Source organism: Streptomyces sp. NBC_00212, from assembly GCF_045206365.1.
In the GTDB taxonomy this organism is placed as follows: domain Bacteria; phylum Actinomycetota; class Actinomycetes; order Streptomycetales; family Streptomycetaceae; genus Streptomyces.
Map to the genome: position 1 here is coordinate 6,554,530 of NZ_CP108115.1, position 17,030 is coordinate 6,571,559.

The following is a 17,030-nucleotide window of genomic DNA, read 5'->3' on the forward strand; positions in this document are numbered from 1 at the left end:
CAGTGAAACGGCGGCACCAAAGCGCACGAATCAACCCACAAGGGATCGCCCCGCCTGCCGGGAGTCGATAAATTGCCCGGAAAATGTTTGCCTGTCGCGCAGCGAGCCCTAATGTCGCCCCGAACCAGGGCCGCAATCAGGAGTAGGGCCTCTTCAGTCGGTACGGGGTGAAGGGCACAGGGGTATGCACGGGACGGTCGACGGATTCAGCTACGGCCTTGTGACGCCGGTGGCGGCGTTCATCATGGCCTGCCTCGGTGGAGCGCTGGGCCTGCGCTGCACCGCCCGGTCCGTGCGGACCGAGCGCTCCTTCAAGGCCGCCTGGCTGGCCCTCGGCGCCACCTCCATAGGCTCGGGCATCTGGACCATGCACTTCATCGCGATGATGGGCTTCGCGGTCCACGAGGTGCCGCTCGGCTACGACCGGGGCATCACCTTCGCCAGCCTCGCCGTCGCGATCGTGATGGTGGGGATCGGCATCTTCATCGTCGGCTACCGGGGTGCCACCCCCATGGCGCTGGTCACCGGGGGCACCATCACGGGTCTCGGCGTGGCCACCATGCACTACCTGGGCATGGCCGGGATCAGGATGAACGGGGAGTTCGAGTACAACACCGTCGTCGTCAGCGTCTCCGTGGTGATCGCCGTGGTGGCCGCCACCGCCGCGCTGTGGGCCGCCGTCTCCGTGCACGGCTTCCTGGCCAGCCTGGGCGCCAGCCTCGTCATGGGCGTCGCGGTCAGCGGCATGCACTACACGGGGATGGCCGCGCTCAGCGTCCGGCTGCACGGCGGCGCCGCCACTGCCGCCACCACCGCGGCCGGCGGGGAGTCGCCCGCCTCCCTGCTCGGGCCCATGCTGATCGGGCCCGTCGCCTTCCTGATCCTGGCGGGGGTGGTCGTGATGTTCGACCCGCTGGTGGTCATGGGCAAGCCGGACTGGGAGAAGCGTCCGCCGCGCGCGATCCCCGCGCCCCGGCACCGCCCGTCCTTCCCGGAACGCACCAGCTGGGCGGCGTCCGAGCCGCCGCGCGAGGGCTCCGCATCGCCGCACGACTGGTGACCGGAGCGCGATCGGACCCCGGTTGTCAGTGGCGGGTCGTACGGTGGTTGCATGCGGCCCGTTTCCAAGATCGAACGTACGGTGGCGCCCTTCGAGGTCGTCAGTCCCTACCAGCCCAGCGGTGACCAGCCGGCGGCCATCGCCGAGCTGGAGAAGCGCATCCGCGCAGGTGAGAAGGATGTCGTCCTCCTCGGCGCGACCGGCACCGGAAAGTCGGCGACGACTGCCTGGATGATCGAGAAGCTCCAGCGCCCCACGCTCGTCATGGCGCCGAACAAGACCCTGGCCGCCCAGCTGGCCAACGAGTTCCGCGAGCTGATGCCCAACAACGCCGTCGAGTACTTCGTGTCGTACTACGACTACTACCAGCCCGAGGCGTACGTCCCGCAGTCGGACACCTACATCGAGAAGGACTCCTCGATCAACGAGGAGGTCGAGCGGCTGCGCCACTCGGCGACCAACTCGCTGCTCACCCGCCGCGACGTGATCGTGGTCGCGTCCGTGTCCTGCATCTACGGTCTGGGCACGCCGCAGGAGTACGTCGACCGGATGGTGCCGCTCAAGGTCGGCGACGAGATCGACCGCGACCAGCTGCTGCGCCGCTTCGTCGACATCCAGTACACCCGCAACGACGTGGCGTTCGCCCGGGGCACCTTCCGGGTGCGCGGTGACACCATCGAGATCTTCCCGGTCTACGAGGAACTGGCCGTCCGCATCGAGATGTTCGGGGACGAGATCGAGGCGCTCTCGACCCTCCACCCGATCACCGGCGAGATCATCAGCGAGGACCAGTCGCTCTACGTCTTCCCCGCCAGCCACTACGTGGCGGGCCCGGAGCGCATGGAGAAGGCCGTCAACGGGATCGAGAAGGAGCTGGAGCAGCGCCTGGCGGAGCTGGAGAAGCAGGGCAAGCTCCTGGAGGCCCAGCGGCTGCGCATGCGCACCACGTACGACCTGGAGATGCTCCGCCAGATCGGCAGCTGCTCGGGCGTGGAGAACTACTCGATGCACTTCGACGGCCGCGAGCCCGGCACCGCGCCCAACACCCTGATCGACTACTTCCCCGAGGACTTCCTGCTGGTCCTCGACGAGTCGCATGTGACCGTGCCGCAGATCGGCGCGATGTACGAGGGCGACGCCTCCCGCAAGAGGACGCTCGTCGACCACGGCTTCCGGCTGCCCTCCGCGCTGGACAACCGGCCGCTGAAGTGGGAGGAGTTCCTCGGCCGCATCGGCCAGACCGTCTACCTGTCGGCCACCCCCGGCAAGTACGAACTCTCCCGCGGCGACGGCTTCGTGGAGCAGATCATCCGCCCGACCGGCCTGGTCGACCCGGAGGTCGTGGTCAAGCCGACCGAGGGCCAGATCGACGACCTGGTGCACGAGATCCGGCAGCGCACCGAGAAGGACGAGCGCGTCCTGGTCACCACGCTGACCAAGAAGATGGCCGAGGACCTCACCGACTACTTCCTCGAACTAGGCATCCAGGTGCGGTACTTGCACAGTGACGTCGACACGCTGCGCCGTATCGAGCTCCTGCGCGAACTGCGGGCCGGCGAGTACGACGTGCTGGTCGGCATCAACCTGCTGCGCGAGGGCCTCGACCTGCCCGAGGTCTCCCTGGTGGCGATCCTCGATGCCGACAAGGAGGGCTTCCTGCGCTCGGGCACCTCCCTGATCCAGACCATCGGCCGTGCGGCACGAAACGTCTCCGGCCAGGTCCACATGTACGCCGACCGCGTCACCCCGGCGATGGAGAAGGCCATCGAGGAGACCAACCGGCGCCGCGAGAAGCAGATCGCGTACAACAAGGAGAAGGGGATCGACCCGCAGCCGCTGCGGAAGAAGATCAACGACATCGTCGCGACCATCGCGCGCGAGGAGATCGACACCGAGGAACTGCTCGGCAGCGGATACCGCAAGGGCAAGGACGGCAAGGCGGCCAAGGCGCCGGTGCCCTCGCTCGGCGGCAAGGCGGCGAAGGCCGGCAAGGGAGCCAAGAAGGAGCTCACCGACCGGCCCGCGGCCGAACTGGCCGGAATCATCGAGGAGATGACCGACCGGATGCGGGCGGCGGCCGCGGACCTGCAGTTCGAGGTGGCGGCCCGGCTGCGCGACGAGGTCGGCGAGCTGAAGAAGGAGCTCCGCCAGATGAAGGAGGCGGGCCTCGCCTGACCGGCCGGCCGCGGGGGCCGATTCCGTGCGTGGGCGGTGTGTTGCAAGACCGCCACAAAAAGCCCCCGCGTGGTGGCGGGGCCCCCGCCACTGCGTAGGGTCGGGCGCGAGAACGTACAACAACGCAAAGCATGTCAAGAACGACACATGGGGAGAGGGGACAGCGCGTGACGGTCAATCTGTCCAAGGGTCAGGCCATCAGCCTGGAGAAGCAGGGTGGCGGCACCCTGACCGCGGTGCGGATGGGGCTCGGCTGGCAGGCGGCACCGCGCCGGGGCCTGTTCGGCAAGCGGACGCAGGAGATCGACCTGGACGCGTCGGCGGTGCTCTTCGCCGACAAGCAGCCCGTCGACGTGGTCTTCTTCCGCCACCTCGTCAGCGACGACGGCTCGGTCCGGCACACCGGTGACAACCTCGTGGGCGGCGCGGGCCAGGGCGGTGACGACGAGTCGATCCTGGTCGACCTCTCGCGCGTGCCGGTCCACATCGACCAGATCGTCTTCACGGTGAACTCGTTCACCGGCCAGACGTTCCAGGAGGTGCAGAACGCGTTCTGCCGCCTGGTCGACGAGACCAACGGCCAGGAGCTGGCCCGCTACACGCTGGACGGCGGCGGCCAGTACACCGCGCAGATCATGGCCAAGGTGCACCGCGCGGGCGCCGGCTGGCAGATGACCGCCATCGGCAACGCGGCCAACGGCCGCACCTTCCAGGACCTGATGCCGGCGATCCTGCCGCAGCTCTGACCGCGCCGCGGTACAGAACACCGCAGTACTGAACAACGCAGTACCGAACACCGCAGCTCCCGGAGGCACGAGGCCGCCGGGAGCCGCACCGCAACCGCATACGCAGCACACGCACCACCATCAACTCGACGAGGGGACAGAGGCGATGACGGCCGAGCTGGTACGGGGACAGAACCATCCCCTGCCCCAGACCCGACTGGAGATCCGGGTGTCGGCCGGCACCCCGATCGTGGCCGGCGCCACGCTCGGCGACGAGCAGGGCAGGGTGCGCGGGGCGGAGCGGGTCGCCCACCCCGGCGCGCCGAGCCTGCCCGGCCTGGAGGTCTCCCGGCAGGCCGCGGCCGACCATCGCCTGGCCGTGGACCTGGAGGCCCTGGGCGAGGGCGTGCACCGGGTGAACGTGCTCCTCGCGCTGCCGCTCGGGACGCCGGGGCCCAGCCGGTTCGCGGGGGTCGCCGCCCCCTTCGTCGCCGTCACCGGCCTCGACGGTACCGAGATCGCCAGCTACACCATCACCGGGCTCGGCGCCGAGTCCGCGGTCGTGGCCCTGGAGCTCTACCGCCGCCAGGGCGCCTGGAAGATCCGCGCCATCGGCCAGGGGTACGCGGGCGGCCTCGCCGACATGCTGGCCGACCAGGGTCTGGCCGAGGCGGGGCAGCTGGCCGCCGTCATCCAGGACGCGATCGCGCTCGGCGTCTCCCGTTCGGTGGCCGCGCCCCCGCCCCGTACGAGTGACGACGCCCGGGTGCGCGCCGCCGGGCCGGGAGCGTCCGGCGGGGCCGCACCGGCCGATGCCGAGGCGCCCGTCACCCCGCCCCAGCAGGCGGTCGGCGACGGCGGCCCCATCAACTACGCGCACCCCCGGCGCCAGACCAGCACGCCCCCGCCGCCGGCTCCGGTCGCACCGCCCGCCGCCCCCGGCGAGCCCGCGCAGCCCGTCGCGGGCGATGCCAGCGGCTGGTCCATGGACGAGCGGCTCTACAACCAGGTGTGGGGCATGTTCGAGGACCTGGCCCGCGCCGTCGCCGCCTACCGCAGCGCCGTCGACTTCGCGGATTCGCGCATGGAGCAGGAGCTCGACCGCGCCCTGTCCGACCCGCGCGGCCGCATGGGCTCCGCCGGCGACCAGGCGCGCGAGCAGGCCCGCGCCAAGCGGGAGGAACTGGTCGACAGGGCCAGGGCGGCCCTCGACCGCGACCTCACCCAGCTGATCGCCGAGTCCGAGGTCGTCGAGCCCGCCCTGCCGCCCGCGTACGCCCGCTGGGACAACCCGGTGTGGCACGCCTACCGGGTCCCGATGGAGCTCCCCATGGCCCTGCGCATCGGCGATCTGCAACTGCCCGAGCAGCCGGAGCTGCGCATTCCGATGCTGGTCCGGCTGCCCCTGGAGCGCGGCCTGTGGATCGACGCGGGCCGCGGCGGCTCCGAGGCAGCCGCGTTCATGGACTCCGGCCAGGTCAAGGGCCTGGCGGTGGACACCGCGGTGGCGGTCGCGGCCCGGCTGCTCGCGGTCTACCCGGCCCATGAGTTCGCCGTCCACGTCATCGACCCGGCGGGCTCGGCCGCGGCCCGGCTCGCCCCGCTCGTGCGGGCCGGAGTGCTCGCCGCGCCCCCGGCGGCGGGCGCGGCCGGGGTGGCCGAGGTGCTGACCCGGCTCACCGAGCGCGTGGACCTCGTACAGATGGCGGTACGGGCAGGGGCGGGCGCCGACGCGCTGCCGCCCGGCATGGACACCGCCGAGCAACTCCTGATCGTCAACGACTTCCCGCACGGCTTCGACGACCGCGCCCTGAACCAGCTGCGCTACCTCGCCGACGAGGGGCCCTCGGTCGGCGTGCACCTCCTGATGGTCGCCGACCGCGAGGAGGCCAGTGAGTACGGACCGGTCCTCCAGCCGCTGTGGCGCTCGCTCCTTCGGCTGACCCCGGTGCCCGACGATCACCTGGCCGATCCCTGGGTGGGCCACGCCTGGACGTACGAGCCGCCGCTCGCGCCGCCCGGCAGCCGCGTCCTGGAGCAGGTCCTCGGCCAGGTCGGCGAGGCCCGCGCCGCCTGGCCCCGTTAGCGCCCCCGCCCGGTCCGGAACGGCGCGGGCGGCTCGGCCATAAGGACCAGACCAAACGCCCATGACCTGGTCTTTTGGTCGACCTTTACCAATCCCTTTACCTTCTCTTGGTTATTCGGGTAGGCTGCCTCCAGCGGAGGGGAGTACTCCCGACTGCGGCGTTCCCGTCAATACGGACCCACGGGACGGGTCCCGGGGCGCCGGCCCGCGGCGCGAGGGAAGGCGCCCGGGTGGAAGAGACCTCCGGCAGCGACGACGCTGATCAGTAGCCGTACGACGCCGGAGGCGCAGTGGACGTTTCAATGACCCTGTGGGTACTGACCATTCTTGGTCTGTGTGCCCTGATCGCGGCCGACTTCTTCATCGGGCGCAAGCCCCATGACGTGTCGGTCAAGGAAGCCGGCATCTGGACCGTGGTCTGGATCGTGCTGGCCGCGCTCTTCGGCCTCGGCCTGCTGTTCTTCGGCAACAGCCAGGCGTCGGGCGAGTTCTTCGCGGGCTTCATCACCGAGAAGTCGCTCTCCGTCGACAACCTCTTCGTCTTCATCCTGATCATGGCGAAGTTCTCGGTGCCCTCGCACCTCCAGCAACGGGTGCTGCTGTTCGGCGTGTTGATCGCCCTCGTACTGCGCGCGATCTTCATCGCGGCCGGCGCAGCGGTGATCGCCAACTTCTCCTGGGTCTTCTACATCTTCGGCGCGTTCCTGATCTACACCGCCTGGAAGCTCATCCAGGAGGCGCGCTCCGGCGAGGAGGAAGAGGAGTTCGAGGAGAACCGCCTCCTGAAGTCCGTCGAGAAGAAGTTCGGCGTCGCCGACAAGTACCACGGCACCAAGCTGTTCGTGGAGAAGAACGGCAAGAAGATCCTGACGCCGCTCATGGTCGTCATGCTCGCCATCGGTACCACCGACGTGCTCTTCGCGATGGACTCGATCCCCGCGATCTTCGGCCTCACCCAGGACCCGTACATCGTGTTCACCGCCAACGCCTTCGCGCTGATGGGGCTGCGCCAGCTGTACTTCCTGATCGGCGGGCTGCTCAAGAAGCTGGTCCACCTCAGCTACGGCCTGTCGGTGATCCTCGGCTTCATCGGCGTGAAGCTGGTGCTGCACGCCCTGCACGAGAACGGGGTGAACGTTCCCGAGATCTCCATCCCCGTCTCGCTCGGCGTGATCTGCGGCGTGCTGGTCATCACCACGATCACCAGCCTCATCGCCGCCAAGAAGCAGACGGCGGCCGAGGAGCCCCAGAAGGACAGCATCGGCGCCTGACCGGCGCGGAGGAGGCCCCTTACACCGGGGCCGCCTCCGGCTCCGCCCCGGGACCCGGCTGCGCCACCGGCGCGGGCCGGGTCTCGGGGAGCAGCACGAAACAGCCCAGGCTCAGCAGCCCGATCCCGGTCAGATACGCGGCGACACCCCAGGGCGGTCCGTCGCCGCGGGCCAGCGCCGTCGCCACGATCGGGGTCAGCGCGCCGCCGAGCACCCCGCCCAGGTTGTAGCCGACCGCGGCGCCCGTGCAGCGCACCCTCGGCTCGTACAGCTCCGACAGATACGCCGCGATCACCGCGAACATCGAGATGAACGCCAGCATCGTGCCGAGGAACCCGGCGAACATCCACAGTGGCTCGGCGGTCGAGAGCAGCGCCACCATCGGGAACATCCACACCACCGTCGCCGCACAGCCCACCAGGCACAGCGGCCGCCGTCCGTAGCGGTCGCCGAGCAGCGCCGCGAACGGCGTCAGCGCACCCATGATCGCGACGACCGCCATGATGACGACGAGCATCACCGTGCGGTGCACCCCGAGCCGTTCCGTCGCGTACGCGAGCGACCAGGTGGACACCGTGTAGAAGACGGCGTACCCGATCGAGAGGGCGCCCGCGGTCAGGAGCACCAACCGCCAATGGCCGCGCGCCACTTCGAGCAGCGGCAGCCTGGCCGGCTCGCCCATCTCGCGGAACTGCGGCGTCTCGGCGAGCGAGGTCCGCAGCAGCAGCCCGCCAAGGGCGAGCAGCCCGGCGCCCCAGAACGGCACCCGCCATCCCCAGTCGCGGAACCGGGCGTCGCTCAGCCCGGCGGACAGGGCGAGGACGATCCCGTTGGCCAGCAGGAAGCCGATGGAGGGCCCGATCTGCGGAAAGCTCGTCCACAGCCCGCGCCGGTGGGCGGGCGCGTGCTCGGCGGTGAGCAGCACCGCGCCGCCCCATTCGCCGCCGAGCCCGAGCCCCTGGAGGAAACGCAGCGCCAGGAGCAGCGAGGGAGCCGCGATGCCGATCGAGGCGTACGAGGGCACACAGCCGACGGCCACCGTCGCGAGCCCGGTCAGTGTGAGCGAGGCGAACATGACGGGGCGACGCCCGTAGCGGTCGCCGATGTGCCCGAAGAGGACCGAGCCGAGCGGGCGGGCCAGGAAGCCGATACCAAAGGTGCCGAAGGCGGCCAGAGTTCCCGCGAGCGCGGAGAACGTCGGGAAGAACAGCGGGCCGAGGACCAGGGCGGCCGCCGTCCCGTACACGAAGAAGTCGTAGAACTCGATGGCGGTGCCCGCGAGCGAGGCGGCCGCGAGACGGATCATCGAGGGGGGAGCGGGAGGGACCGGGGGAGTTGTGGTGCTCATGTCGCGCCAACTACCCGCGGTGATCATCCGTTACGGGGGCGCGCGGAAGCTCACCGGACGGCGGGCGGGCGCACGCGCGGACCCTCGATTGTCAGTGCCGGGTGCCACGATCGAGGCATGGACTTCCACGGCGCACCGAACGGACCGGCTCCTCCGACGGGACCGGCGGCCCGGCGCGCCGCCGGGTGGCGGCTACCAGCCCCGTGCGTGCCACTCCGGCAGGTGCGGGCGCTCGTCGCCCAGGGTGGTGTCGTTGCCGTGGCCGGGATAGACCCAGGTCTCGTCCGGCAGGGTGTCGAAGAGCTTGGTCTCGACGTCGCGGATGAGGCTGGCGAACGCCTCGGGGTCCTTCCAGGTGTTGCCCACGCCGCCCGGGAACAGGCAGTCGCCGGTGAACAGGTGGGGGTGGCCGTGCGGGTCGTCGTAGACCAGGGCGATCGAGCCCGGGGTGTGCCCGACGAGGTGGCGCGCGGTGAGCTCGACGCGGCCGACCTTGATCGTGTCACCGTCCTCGACGGGGACGTCGGTCGGGACCGGGATGCCCTCGGCGTCGTAGCGGCCCGCGTAGGTGCGGGCGCCCGTCGCGGCGACGACCTCGGCGAGCGCCTGCCAGTGGTCGCCGTGCCGGTGGGTGGTGACGACGGACGCGATGCCGTCGTCACCGATCAGCGTGAGCAGCGTCGCGGGGTCGGCCGCCGCGTCGATGAGCAGCTGCTCGCCGGTGGTCCGGCAGCGCAGCAGATACGCGTTGTTGCTCATCGGCCCGACCTCGACCTTGGAGATCATCAGGTCCGTCAGCTCGTGCACATCGGCCGGACCGCCGGCCTTCACCGCTCCGCTGTACGTCATGGGCTCAGCCTATCGCCGGGATCACAGCGGAGGCAGGGCGGGCAGCGCGCCGCCGGTCGTCTTCAGGGCGGCGCCGTCGCGCCGGCCCGCGAGCCAGCCGACGAGGTCCGCGGCGGGGCCGCTCACGCCGAGGGGCTCGCCTTCGGCGCCGCCGCCGGTGGTCCAGGTCCGGCCGGCGTCGTCGGTGAGGCCGATCGAGGGGAGGTTCTTGTGCCCGGCGAAGCGCTCGGCGAGGAAGTCGATCTCGCGGCGGACGAAGTCGTCCGAGAGATCCTCCAGCTCATAGCCGATCCCGAGGTCCACGTGGTGCAGCTCGACCTCGACGAGGCGGCGGAAGGGCACCCGGGCGGCGGCGTCGGTGACGCCGTTGCGCAGTTCGACCGTGCGCGACCAGTCGGCGGGCAGCTCGCCCTGCGCCTGGAAGCCGGCCGCGCTCTCGCGCACGTCCGTGAGCTGGGCGTCCAGCGGGCGGGGCGCGTCGCGGTCGATGTCCGCGTCCCGGGTCTCGGCGCTCGGATACATGGGCCGCCCGGCCAGCACGTTGACGAGCGCATCCGCGTTCCGTGCGATATGGGCCAGTACGTGGCCGCGGCTCCAGCCGGGCAGCCGTGACGGCTCGGCGACGGAGGCGTTGTCCAGTGCGGAGGCTGCGGTGAGCAGCCGCTCGGTGGCTTCGCGTACAGAGACCAGGTCGCGCGCGTGATCAATCATGGCGCCGACGATAGCTCCGCCACTCGTCCGGGTGAAGGTGGCTGGACGAGTCCGTAAATCGAATGCGCGTGCTATACGCTCGTAGTCGGTTCCCTTCTCCGGATCCGGTTCGGAACGTGTCCGGATTCATCCAAGAATCAACAACATCACCGAGGCGTCCCCCATACCCTGGGACGGGGGCTCCTGGAGCTCCCTCGCTCTCTCTAGAAAGGTGCGGACCGGCGTGGCCGACCGTCTCATCGTCCGTGGCGCGCGCGAGCACAATCTCAAGAACGTCTCGCTCGACCTGCCGCGCGACTCCCTCATCGTCTTCACCGGGCTCTCGGGGTCGGGCAAGTCCTCCCTCGCGTTCGACACGATCTTCGCCGAGGGGCAGCGCCGCTACGTCGAGTCGCTCTCCTCGTACGCCCGCCAGTTCCTCGGCCAGATGGACAAGCCGGACGTCGACTTCATCGAAGGTCTCTCGCCCGCGGTCTCCATCGACCAGAAGTCGACCTCGCGCAACCCGCGCTCGACGGTCGGCACCATCACCGAGGTCTACGACTACCTGCGCCTGCTCTTCGCGCGCATCGGCAAGCCGCACTGCCCCGAGTGCGGCCGGCCGATCTCCCGCCAGTCGCCGCAGGCCATCGTCGACAAGGTCCTCGAACTGCCCGAGGGCAGCCGCTTCCAGGTGCTCTCGCCGTTGGTGCGCGAGCGCAAGGGCGAGTTCGTCGACCTGTTCGCCGACCTCCAGACCAAGGGCTACAGCCGAGCCAGGGTCGACGGCGAGACCATCCAGTTCGCCGAGCCGCCCAAGCTGAAGAAGCAGGAGAAGCACACCATCGAGGTGGTCATCGACCGCCTCACGGTGAAGGACAGCGCCAAGCGCCGGCTCACGGACTCCGTGGAGACCGCGCTCGGCCTGTCCGGCGGCATGGTCGTGCTCGACTTCGTCGACCTGGCGGCCGACGATCCCGAGCGCGAGCGGATGTACTCGGAGCACCTGTACTGCCCGTACGACGACCTGTCCTTCGAGGAGCTGGAGCCACGCTCCTTCTCCTTCAACTCGCCGTTCGGCGCCTGCCCCGACTGCACCGGCATCGGCACTCGCATGGAGGTCGACCCCGAGCTGATCATCCCGGACGAGGACAAGTCCCTCGACGAGGGCGCGGTCTCGCCGTGGTCGCTCGGCCACACCAAGGACTACTTCGCCCGCCTGGTGGGCGCGCTCGCCGACGAGCTGGGCTTCCGCACCGACATCCCCTGGGCCGGGCTTCCGCAGCGCGCCAAGAAGGCGCTGCTGTACGGCCACAAGACCCAGATCGAGGTCCGCTACCGCAACCGGTACGGCCGCGAGCGGGCGTACACCACCTCCTTCGAGGGCGCCGTGCCGTTCGTCAAGCGGCGTCACTCCGAGGCGGAGAGCGACGGCGCCCGCGAGCGCTTCGAGGGCTACATGCGCGAGGTGCCCTGCCCCACCTGTGAGGGCACGCGCCTGAAGCCCCTGGTCCTCGCGGTCACCGTGATGGAGCGGTCCATCGCCGAGGTCTCCGCGATGTCGATCAGCGACTGTGCGGACTTCCTGGCCGAGCTGAAGCTCAACAGCCGCGACAAGAAGATCGCCGAGCGGGTTCTGAAGGAGGTCAACGAGCGGCTGAAGTTCCTGGTCGACGTCGGCCTGGACTACCTCTCGCTCAACCGCGCGGCCGGCACGCTCTCCGGCGGCGAGGCCCAGCGCATCCGGCTCGCCACCCAGATCGGCTCGGGCCTGGTCGGCGTGCTCTACGTCCTGGACGAGCCGTCGATCGGGCTGCACCAGCGCGACAACCACCGCCTCATCGAGACGCTCGTACGCCTTCGCGACATGGGCAACACCCTGATCGTCGTCGAGCACGACGAGGACACCATCAAGGTGGCCGACTGGGTCGTCGACATCGGCCCCGGCGCCGGTGAGCACGGCGGAAAGGTCGTCCACAGCGGCCCGTTGAAGCAACTGCTCAGCAACAAGGAGTCGATGACCGGCCAGTACCTGGCGGGCAAGAGGTCGATCCCGCTGCCCGACATCCGGCGGCCCATGGACCCCACGCGCCGGCTCACCGTGCACGGCGCGAAGGAGAACAACCTCCAGGACATCGACGTCTCGTTCCCGCTCGGCGTGCTGACCGCCGTCACCGGCGTCTCCGGCTCGGGCAAGTCGACGCTGGTCAACGACATCCTCTACACGCACCTGGCCCGCGAGCTGAACGGGGCGCGCAGCGTGCCCGGGCGGCACACCCGGGTCGACGGCGACGACCTGGTCGACAAGGTCGTGCACGTCGACCAGTCGCCCATCGGCCGCACCCCGCGGTCCAACCCGGCGACGTACACGGGCGTCTTCGACCATGTGCGCAAGCTCTTCGCGGAGACCATGGAGGCCAAGGTCCGGGGCTACCTCCCCGGGCGGTTCTCCTTCAACGTGAAGGGCGGCCGCTGCGAGAACTGCTCGGGCGACGGCACCATCAAGATCGAGATGAACTTCCTGCCGGACGTGTACGTCCCGTGCGAGGTCTGCCACGGGGCGCGCTACAACCGGGAGACGCTGGAGGTCCACTACAAGGGCAAGTCCATCGCCGAGGTCCTCGACATGCCGATCGAGGAGGGTCTGGAGTTCTTCGAGGCCGTCCCGACGATCGCCCGTCATCTGAGGACGCTGAACGAGGTCGGGCTCGGGTACGTCCGGCTCGGGCAGTCCGCGCCGACCCTGTCGGGTGGTGAGGCCCAGCGCGTGAAGCTCGCCTCCGAGCTCCAGAAGCGGTCCACGGGGCGGACGGTGTACGTGCTCGACGAGCCCACCACCGGGCTGCACTTCGAGGACATCTCGAAGCTGATCAAGGTGCTTTCGGGCCTGGTCGACAAGGGGAACTCGGTGATCGTCATCGAGCACAACCTGGACGTCATCAAGACGGCGGACTGGGTCGTCGACATGGGGCCCGAGGGCGGCAACGGGGGTGGCCTCGTCATCGCCGAGGGCACACCCGAGCAGGTCGCCTCGGTGCCGGCCAGCCACACGGGCAAGTTCCTGCGGGACATTCTGGGGGCGGACCGGATCAGTGACGCGTCCGTTCCGGTGCGCAAGCCGGTGAAGAAGGCGGCGGCCAAGAAGGCGGTTTCCGCGGCGAAGGCCGCGCCCGCGAAGAAGACGGCCTCTGCTCGGACGGCCTCCGCGGCGAAGAAGGCGGCCCCGGCGAAGAAGGCGACCCGGGCTCGCAAGGCCTGAGTTCCCCACCCCGCCCCTTCCCGAGACCCTCCGGGGTCGGGAAGGGGCGGGGGAGGTTCGCCTCCTGGGGCTTTGCCCCCAGACCCTTCTGGGGGCTTCGCCCCCTAGACCCCCACGGGGACCTCCGCCCCTCGAACCCTGCGAGGGCTCTGCCGGCTGCACCCTCTCTTCGAGGGCTGCCCCAGGCCTCTCCTGCCGGGCCGAGCGCCTTCACGGCGGCTGGACTCGCTGCCGGGGTGGCTGGCAGTCGCTCCCCGGAATCCCCGGAAGGGGGTGGGCTCCGGCGCGATGCTCAGGCCCTTTCCAGCTCCTCCGCGGTGGGCGGCTGCGCGCCCTCTCTCGTGCAGGTCAGGCCCGCTGCCCTCGCCGCGTGGCGGAGCACCTCCGGCCAGTCCGCCGAAGCGAGCGCGTCCAGGTCCGCAAGCCGGTGCAGCAGCGCGGCGTTGACCGTGTCGCCCGCGCCGATCGTGTCCGCCACCGCCACCCGCTCGGCGGGGACCGAGTGCTCGGCGCCCTGCGACGTGAAGGCCGTCAGGCCTGCCGCGCCCCGCGTGACCACCACCGCTTGTGGGCCCGCCGCCAGCCATTCCGCCACCTCGCCGCCCAGCCACGCCGCGTCCTCCTCCGAGAGCTTCAGGAGGGACACGTACGGCAGCCAGCTTCTGAAGCGCGACCGGTAGGCGTCCGGGTCCGGGATCAGGCCGGGGCGGACGTTCGGGTCGAGGAGGGTGAGGACGCCCCGGGCGGATTCCCTGCGGAGCAGCGCCTCGTACGCGGTCGCGCCCGGTTCGAGTACCAGGGAGCACGTGCCAAGGGCCAACGCGCTTGCCTCGGGCGGGAGTTGAGGGGGCAGTTCGAAGAGGCGGTCGGCGGTGCCGTCCGCGTAGAAGCCGTAGCGCGCGGAACCGTCCGGCGCGAGGCTCGCCACGGCCAGCGTCGTCGGTTCCGGGCCGCGCTGCACCAGGGACGTGTCCACCCCGGCCGCGTGCAGGCCGCCCAGGAGGGCCTCGCCGAAGCCGTCCGTGGACACCCGGGAGCAGAAGGCGGCCCCCGCTCCGAGCCGGCCCAGGGCGACCGCGGTGTTGTACGGGCCGCCACCGGGCCGTGGCGCCAGCGGCCCCAGCGGATCCTCGGGGTGCTGCGGCACCAGGTCGATGAGGGACTCTCCGGCGACGACGATCACGGCCCAGAACGTAACCCATCCCACCACCGCTCCGGCAGCCCCGGCGGAGGGCGGGCGATCTGCGCCGGTATCGTCGATGGCGCAACCCGGGTCGGTTGCGCGCGACGACAGCGTCGGCCGCGCAGGCGACCGGCCAGACCAGTGATCAGTGGAGTACCCATGACCGGCCAGCCCGCCGCCCGTCGCACCGTGCTGAAAGGCGCCGCCCTCGCCGGGGCCGCGGGGGTCGGCGTAGCGGCCTGCTCCACCGAGTCCAAGCTCGGCCACGCCGAGACGCCGACCCCGACCGCGCCCGAACCGCTCGGCTCGCCCGACGCGGTCCCGGTCGGCGGCGCCAAGCTCTACCGCGAGCAGCGGGTCATGGTGTCCTGCCCGGCCAAGGGCGAGTACCAGGCGTTCAGCGCCCAGTGCACGCACGCCGGCTGCCTCCTGGAGAAGATCGAGGACGGCCACGCGAACTGTCCCTGCCACGGCAGCCGCTTCAACGTGATGACCGGCAAGCCCGTCCAGGGCCCGGCCACCGTGCCGCTGCCCAAGGTGCCGGTGAAGGTCAAGGACGGCCAGCTGGTCGCCGGGCCGGACGCGTAAGACGCCCGGCCCCCTCAAGCGCTCACTCCCAGTCCCAGTCGATCCCCAGGATCCCCGGCCGCACCCCCTGCTCCACCAGGTGCACCGAGCGGTGCCGCCCGCTGAGGGTGAGGTCGCTGCGGCCGGAGCGGGTGGCGCCCGTGGAGGTCTGGGCGAAGCGGCGGCAGCGGGCCGGCAGGGCCCGCTCGTCGAACCGCACCTGAAGCACGTACTGGCCGCCCGCGAAACTGAAGCCGCGCACGTACTCCCGGCTCGGACCGCCCGTGCCGTCCTCGAAGCCGTATCCGAACAGGTACGTCTCGCCGGCCCGCAGCCGGGTGTCGAAGAGCAGCTCGGCGACCAGGACCCCGGTGGCGTCGTCCCAGCGGACGCGGCCGGTGCGGCAGTTCTCGCCCGCGCGCACCTCGACCCGGGCCGGATCGCAGCCGGCGTCCCCGCGGTGGATGGCCAGATAGCGGTCGACGCCGTCGCGGTGGGCCCGTACGACGTGCTGCGAGTCGCGGCCGAGCAGTTCCCGGGCCGCGCCGATGCGGATCCGCTCGTGGTGGCCGACGGTGTGCAGCCCGCCGTCCACCGGGGACTCCAGCTCGCCGATGAGCTGCTCCACCACCCCCGATGCCTCGACGAGGGAGCGGTAGGAGCGTCCGGCGGGGCGCTCGACCTCGGCTGCGGAGGTGTCGTCGAGGAGGCGCAGCAGGGAGTTCGCGGGCAGGCCGAGCACCTCTTCCAGGCCCCGCACGGCGCGCAGCGACTCGGGCCGCTGGGGCCGGCGCGCCCCCTGCTGCCAGTAACTCAGGCTGGTCACGCCGACCTTGATGCCGCGCCCGGCGAGATGGTGCTGGACCCGCTGGAGCGGCAGGCCCCGGACGGACAGCGCAGCGCGCAGTGCCAGGTGGAACGGGCCGGTGTGCAGCACCTGCGTCAGATCGGCCTCGGTGTGGAGCATGGGGGACTCCTCAGTGAACGTTCACGGTGGGGGGTGGGCGCGAGGCGGCGTCAGGTCGGGGAAAACCTGGTGGCGGCAGGGGAGTTGTTCACACTCCGGCCACTTCGTTCACACCCGCGTCCCACCCCGCATTGAAGCGCGTTGACCTGTTCTCGACAACGTCCGATGCTCAACCACAAGCGTCCGGACGCGATCCTCCACCATCCCCAACCCCCCACCCCGCCATGGGAGGAACGCGATGCGCAGCAAGAAGAGACGGCTGTCCGCCCTCACCCTCGTGGTGGCGGCCCTGTTTGCCGCCCCCACGGCAACGGCCACCGCCGCCCCGCACAGCGACAAGCCGGTGCCCGCCGCAGCCGCCGCGGCGAGCTCCAAGAGGCTCAACATCACGATGCAGTCGCAGCAGAAGGACAACTGGTGCTGGGCCGGCAGCGGCAACACCATCGCCACCTGGTTCGGCCGCAACTACACCCAGAACCAGTTCTGCAACGCGGCCTTCGGCCGGGCGCAGGGCTACGACTGCCCCAACTGGCAGGCCGACCTGGGCAATGTGCAGAACGCCCTGGACTGGGCCGGCATCAACTCGGGCTCGTACGTGACCGGTTGGCTGCGCTACTCGACCGTACAGACCGAGATCAACAACAACCGTCCGATCGAGACCCGCATCCAGTGGTCCAGCGGCGGCGGCCACATGCACGTCGTGTACGGCTACGACGACGCCAGCAGCTGGGTGTACTGGGGCGACCCATGGCCATCGAGCACCCGCTACAACTGGGCGTCGCACGACTGGTACGTCAACAACAACTCCTTCTCCTGGACCCACTCGCTGTACCGGATCGGGGCGTGACGA

The 17,030-nt window shown here is 70.6% G+C and carries 13 protein-coding genes; 8 read left to right on the forward strand and 5 right to left on the reverse strand.

Annotation, left to right across the window (positions count from 1 at the left end; genetic code table 11):
* Nucleotides 1–184: 184 nt before the first annotated feature.
* From OHA17_RS29860 to OHA17_RS29880, 5 genes are all read left to right on the forward strand, one after another.
* On the forward strand, nucleotides 185–1,060 hold the full coding sequence (locus OHA17_RS29860; RefSeq protein ID WP_406509117.1) for an MHYT domain-containing protein: 876 nt from the start codon (nucleotides 185–187) through the stop codon (nucleotides 1,058–1,060).
* A gap of 51 nt (nucleotides 1,061–1,111) precedes the next feature.
* Complete coding sequence (gene uvrB / locus OHA17_RS29865; RefSeq protein ID WP_406509118.1) at nucleotides 1,112–3,235, forward strand: excinuclease ABC subunit UvrB; 2,124 nt, start codon at nucleotides 1,112–1,114, stop codon at nucleotides 3,233–3,235.
* Nucleotides 3,236–3,402: 167 nt separating this feature from the next.
* Complete coding sequence (locus OHA17_RS29870) at nucleotides 3,403–3,981, forward strand: TerD family protein (RefSeq protein WP_053729319.1); 579 nt, start codon at nucleotides 3,403–3,405, stop codon at nucleotides 3,979–3,981.
* 145 nt (nucleotides 3,982–4,126) lie between these two features.
* Nucleotides 4,127–6,046, forward strand: a complete 1,920-nt coding sequence (locus tag OHA17_RS29875; RefSeq protein ID WP_406509119.1) for a TerD family protein — start codon at nucleotides 4,127–4,129, stop codon at nucleotides 6,044–6,046.
* A gap of 290 nt (nucleotides 6,047–6,336) precedes the next feature.
* The gene (locus tag OHA17_RS29880) at nucleotides 6,337–7,317 is read left to right on the forward strand and encodes a TerC family protein (RefSeq protein WP_053729321.1); all 981 of its coding nucleotides are present in this window, start codon (nucleotides 6,337–6,339) and stop codon (nucleotides 7,315–7,317) included.
* A 19-nt stretch (nucleotides 7,318–7,336) separates the two neighbouring features.
* Here the strand turns inward: OHA17_RS29880 and OHA17_RS29885 are convergent, their stop codons facing one another.
* The 3 genes from OHA17_RS29885 to OHA17_RS29895 form a co-directional block, all read right to left on the reverse strand.
* The gene (locus tag OHA17_RS29885) at nucleotides 7,337–8,623 is read right to left on the reverse strand and encodes an MFS transporter (protein ID WP_406510848.1); all 1,287 of its coding nucleotides are present in this window, start codon (nucleotides 8,621–8,623) and stop codon (nucleotides 7,337–7,339) included.
* Between the two features lie 234 nt (nucleotides 8,624–8,857).
* Nucleotides 8,858–9,514, reverse strand: coding sequence for an MBL fold metallo-hydrolase (locus tag OHA17_RS29890; protein WP_406509120.1), 657 nt, complete (start codon nucleotides 9,512–9,514; stop codon nucleotides 8,858–8,860).
* A gap of 21 nt (nucleotides 9,515–9,535) precedes the next feature.
* Nucleotides 9,536–10,225, reverse strand: a complete 690-nt coding sequence (locus tag OHA17_RS29895) for a maleylpyruvate isomerase family mycothiol-dependent enzyme (protein WP_406509121.1) — start codon at nucleotides 10,223–10,225, stop codon at nucleotides 9,536–9,538.
* A 223-nt stretch (nucleotides 10,226–10,448) separates the two neighbouring features.
* On the opposite strand from OHA17_RS29895, the gene uvrA reads away from it, so the two are divergent.
* Nucleotides 10,449–13,463 (forward strand): excinuclease ABC subunit UvrA, encoded by a 3,015-nt coding sequence (uvrA, locus tag OHA17_RS29900; RefSeq protein ID WP_406509122.1) that lies wholly within the window; start codon nucleotides 10,449–10,451, stop codon nucleotides 13,461–13,463.
* A gap of 292 nt (nucleotides 13,464–13,755) precedes the next feature.
* Here the strand turns inward: uvrA and OHA17_RS29905 are convergent, their stop codons facing one another.
* Nucleotides 13,756–14,646, reverse strand: a complete 891-nt coding sequence (locus tag OHA17_RS29905; RefSeq protein WP_406509123.1) for a carbohydrate kinase — start codon at nucleotides 14,644–14,646, stop codon at nucleotides 13,756–13,758.
* A 159-nt stretch (nucleotides 14,647–14,805) separates the two neighbouring features.
* On the opposite strand from OHA17_RS29905, the gene OHA17_RS29910 reads away from it, so the two are divergent.
* Nucleotides 14,806–15,234 (forward strand): Rieske (2Fe-2S) protein, encoded by a 429-nt coding sequence (locus OHA17_RS29910; RefSeq protein WP_053729327.1) that lies wholly within the window; start codon nucleotides 14,806–14,808, stop codon nucleotides 15,232–15,234.
* A 22-nt stretch (nucleotides 15,235–15,256) separates the two neighbouring features.
* On the opposite strand, the gene OHA17_RS29915 is transcribed toward OHA17_RS29910, so the two are convergent.
* On the reverse strand, nucleotides 15,257–16,180 hold the full coding sequence (locus tag OHA17_RS29915; RefSeq protein WP_406509124.1) for a hypothetical protein: 924 nt from the start codon (nucleotides 16,178–16,180) through the stop codon (nucleotides 15,257–15,259).
* 238 nt (nucleotides 16,181–16,418) lie between these two features.
* On the opposite strand from OHA17_RS29915, the gene OHA17_RS29920 reads away from it, so the two are divergent.
* A complete protein-coding gene (locus OHA17_RS29920) occupies nucleotides 16,419–17,027 on the forward strand; it encodes a papain-like cysteine protease family protein (RefSeq protein WP_398876684.1) in 609 nt (202 codons plus the stop codon).
* Nucleotides 17,028–17,030: the final 3 nt, after the last annotated feature.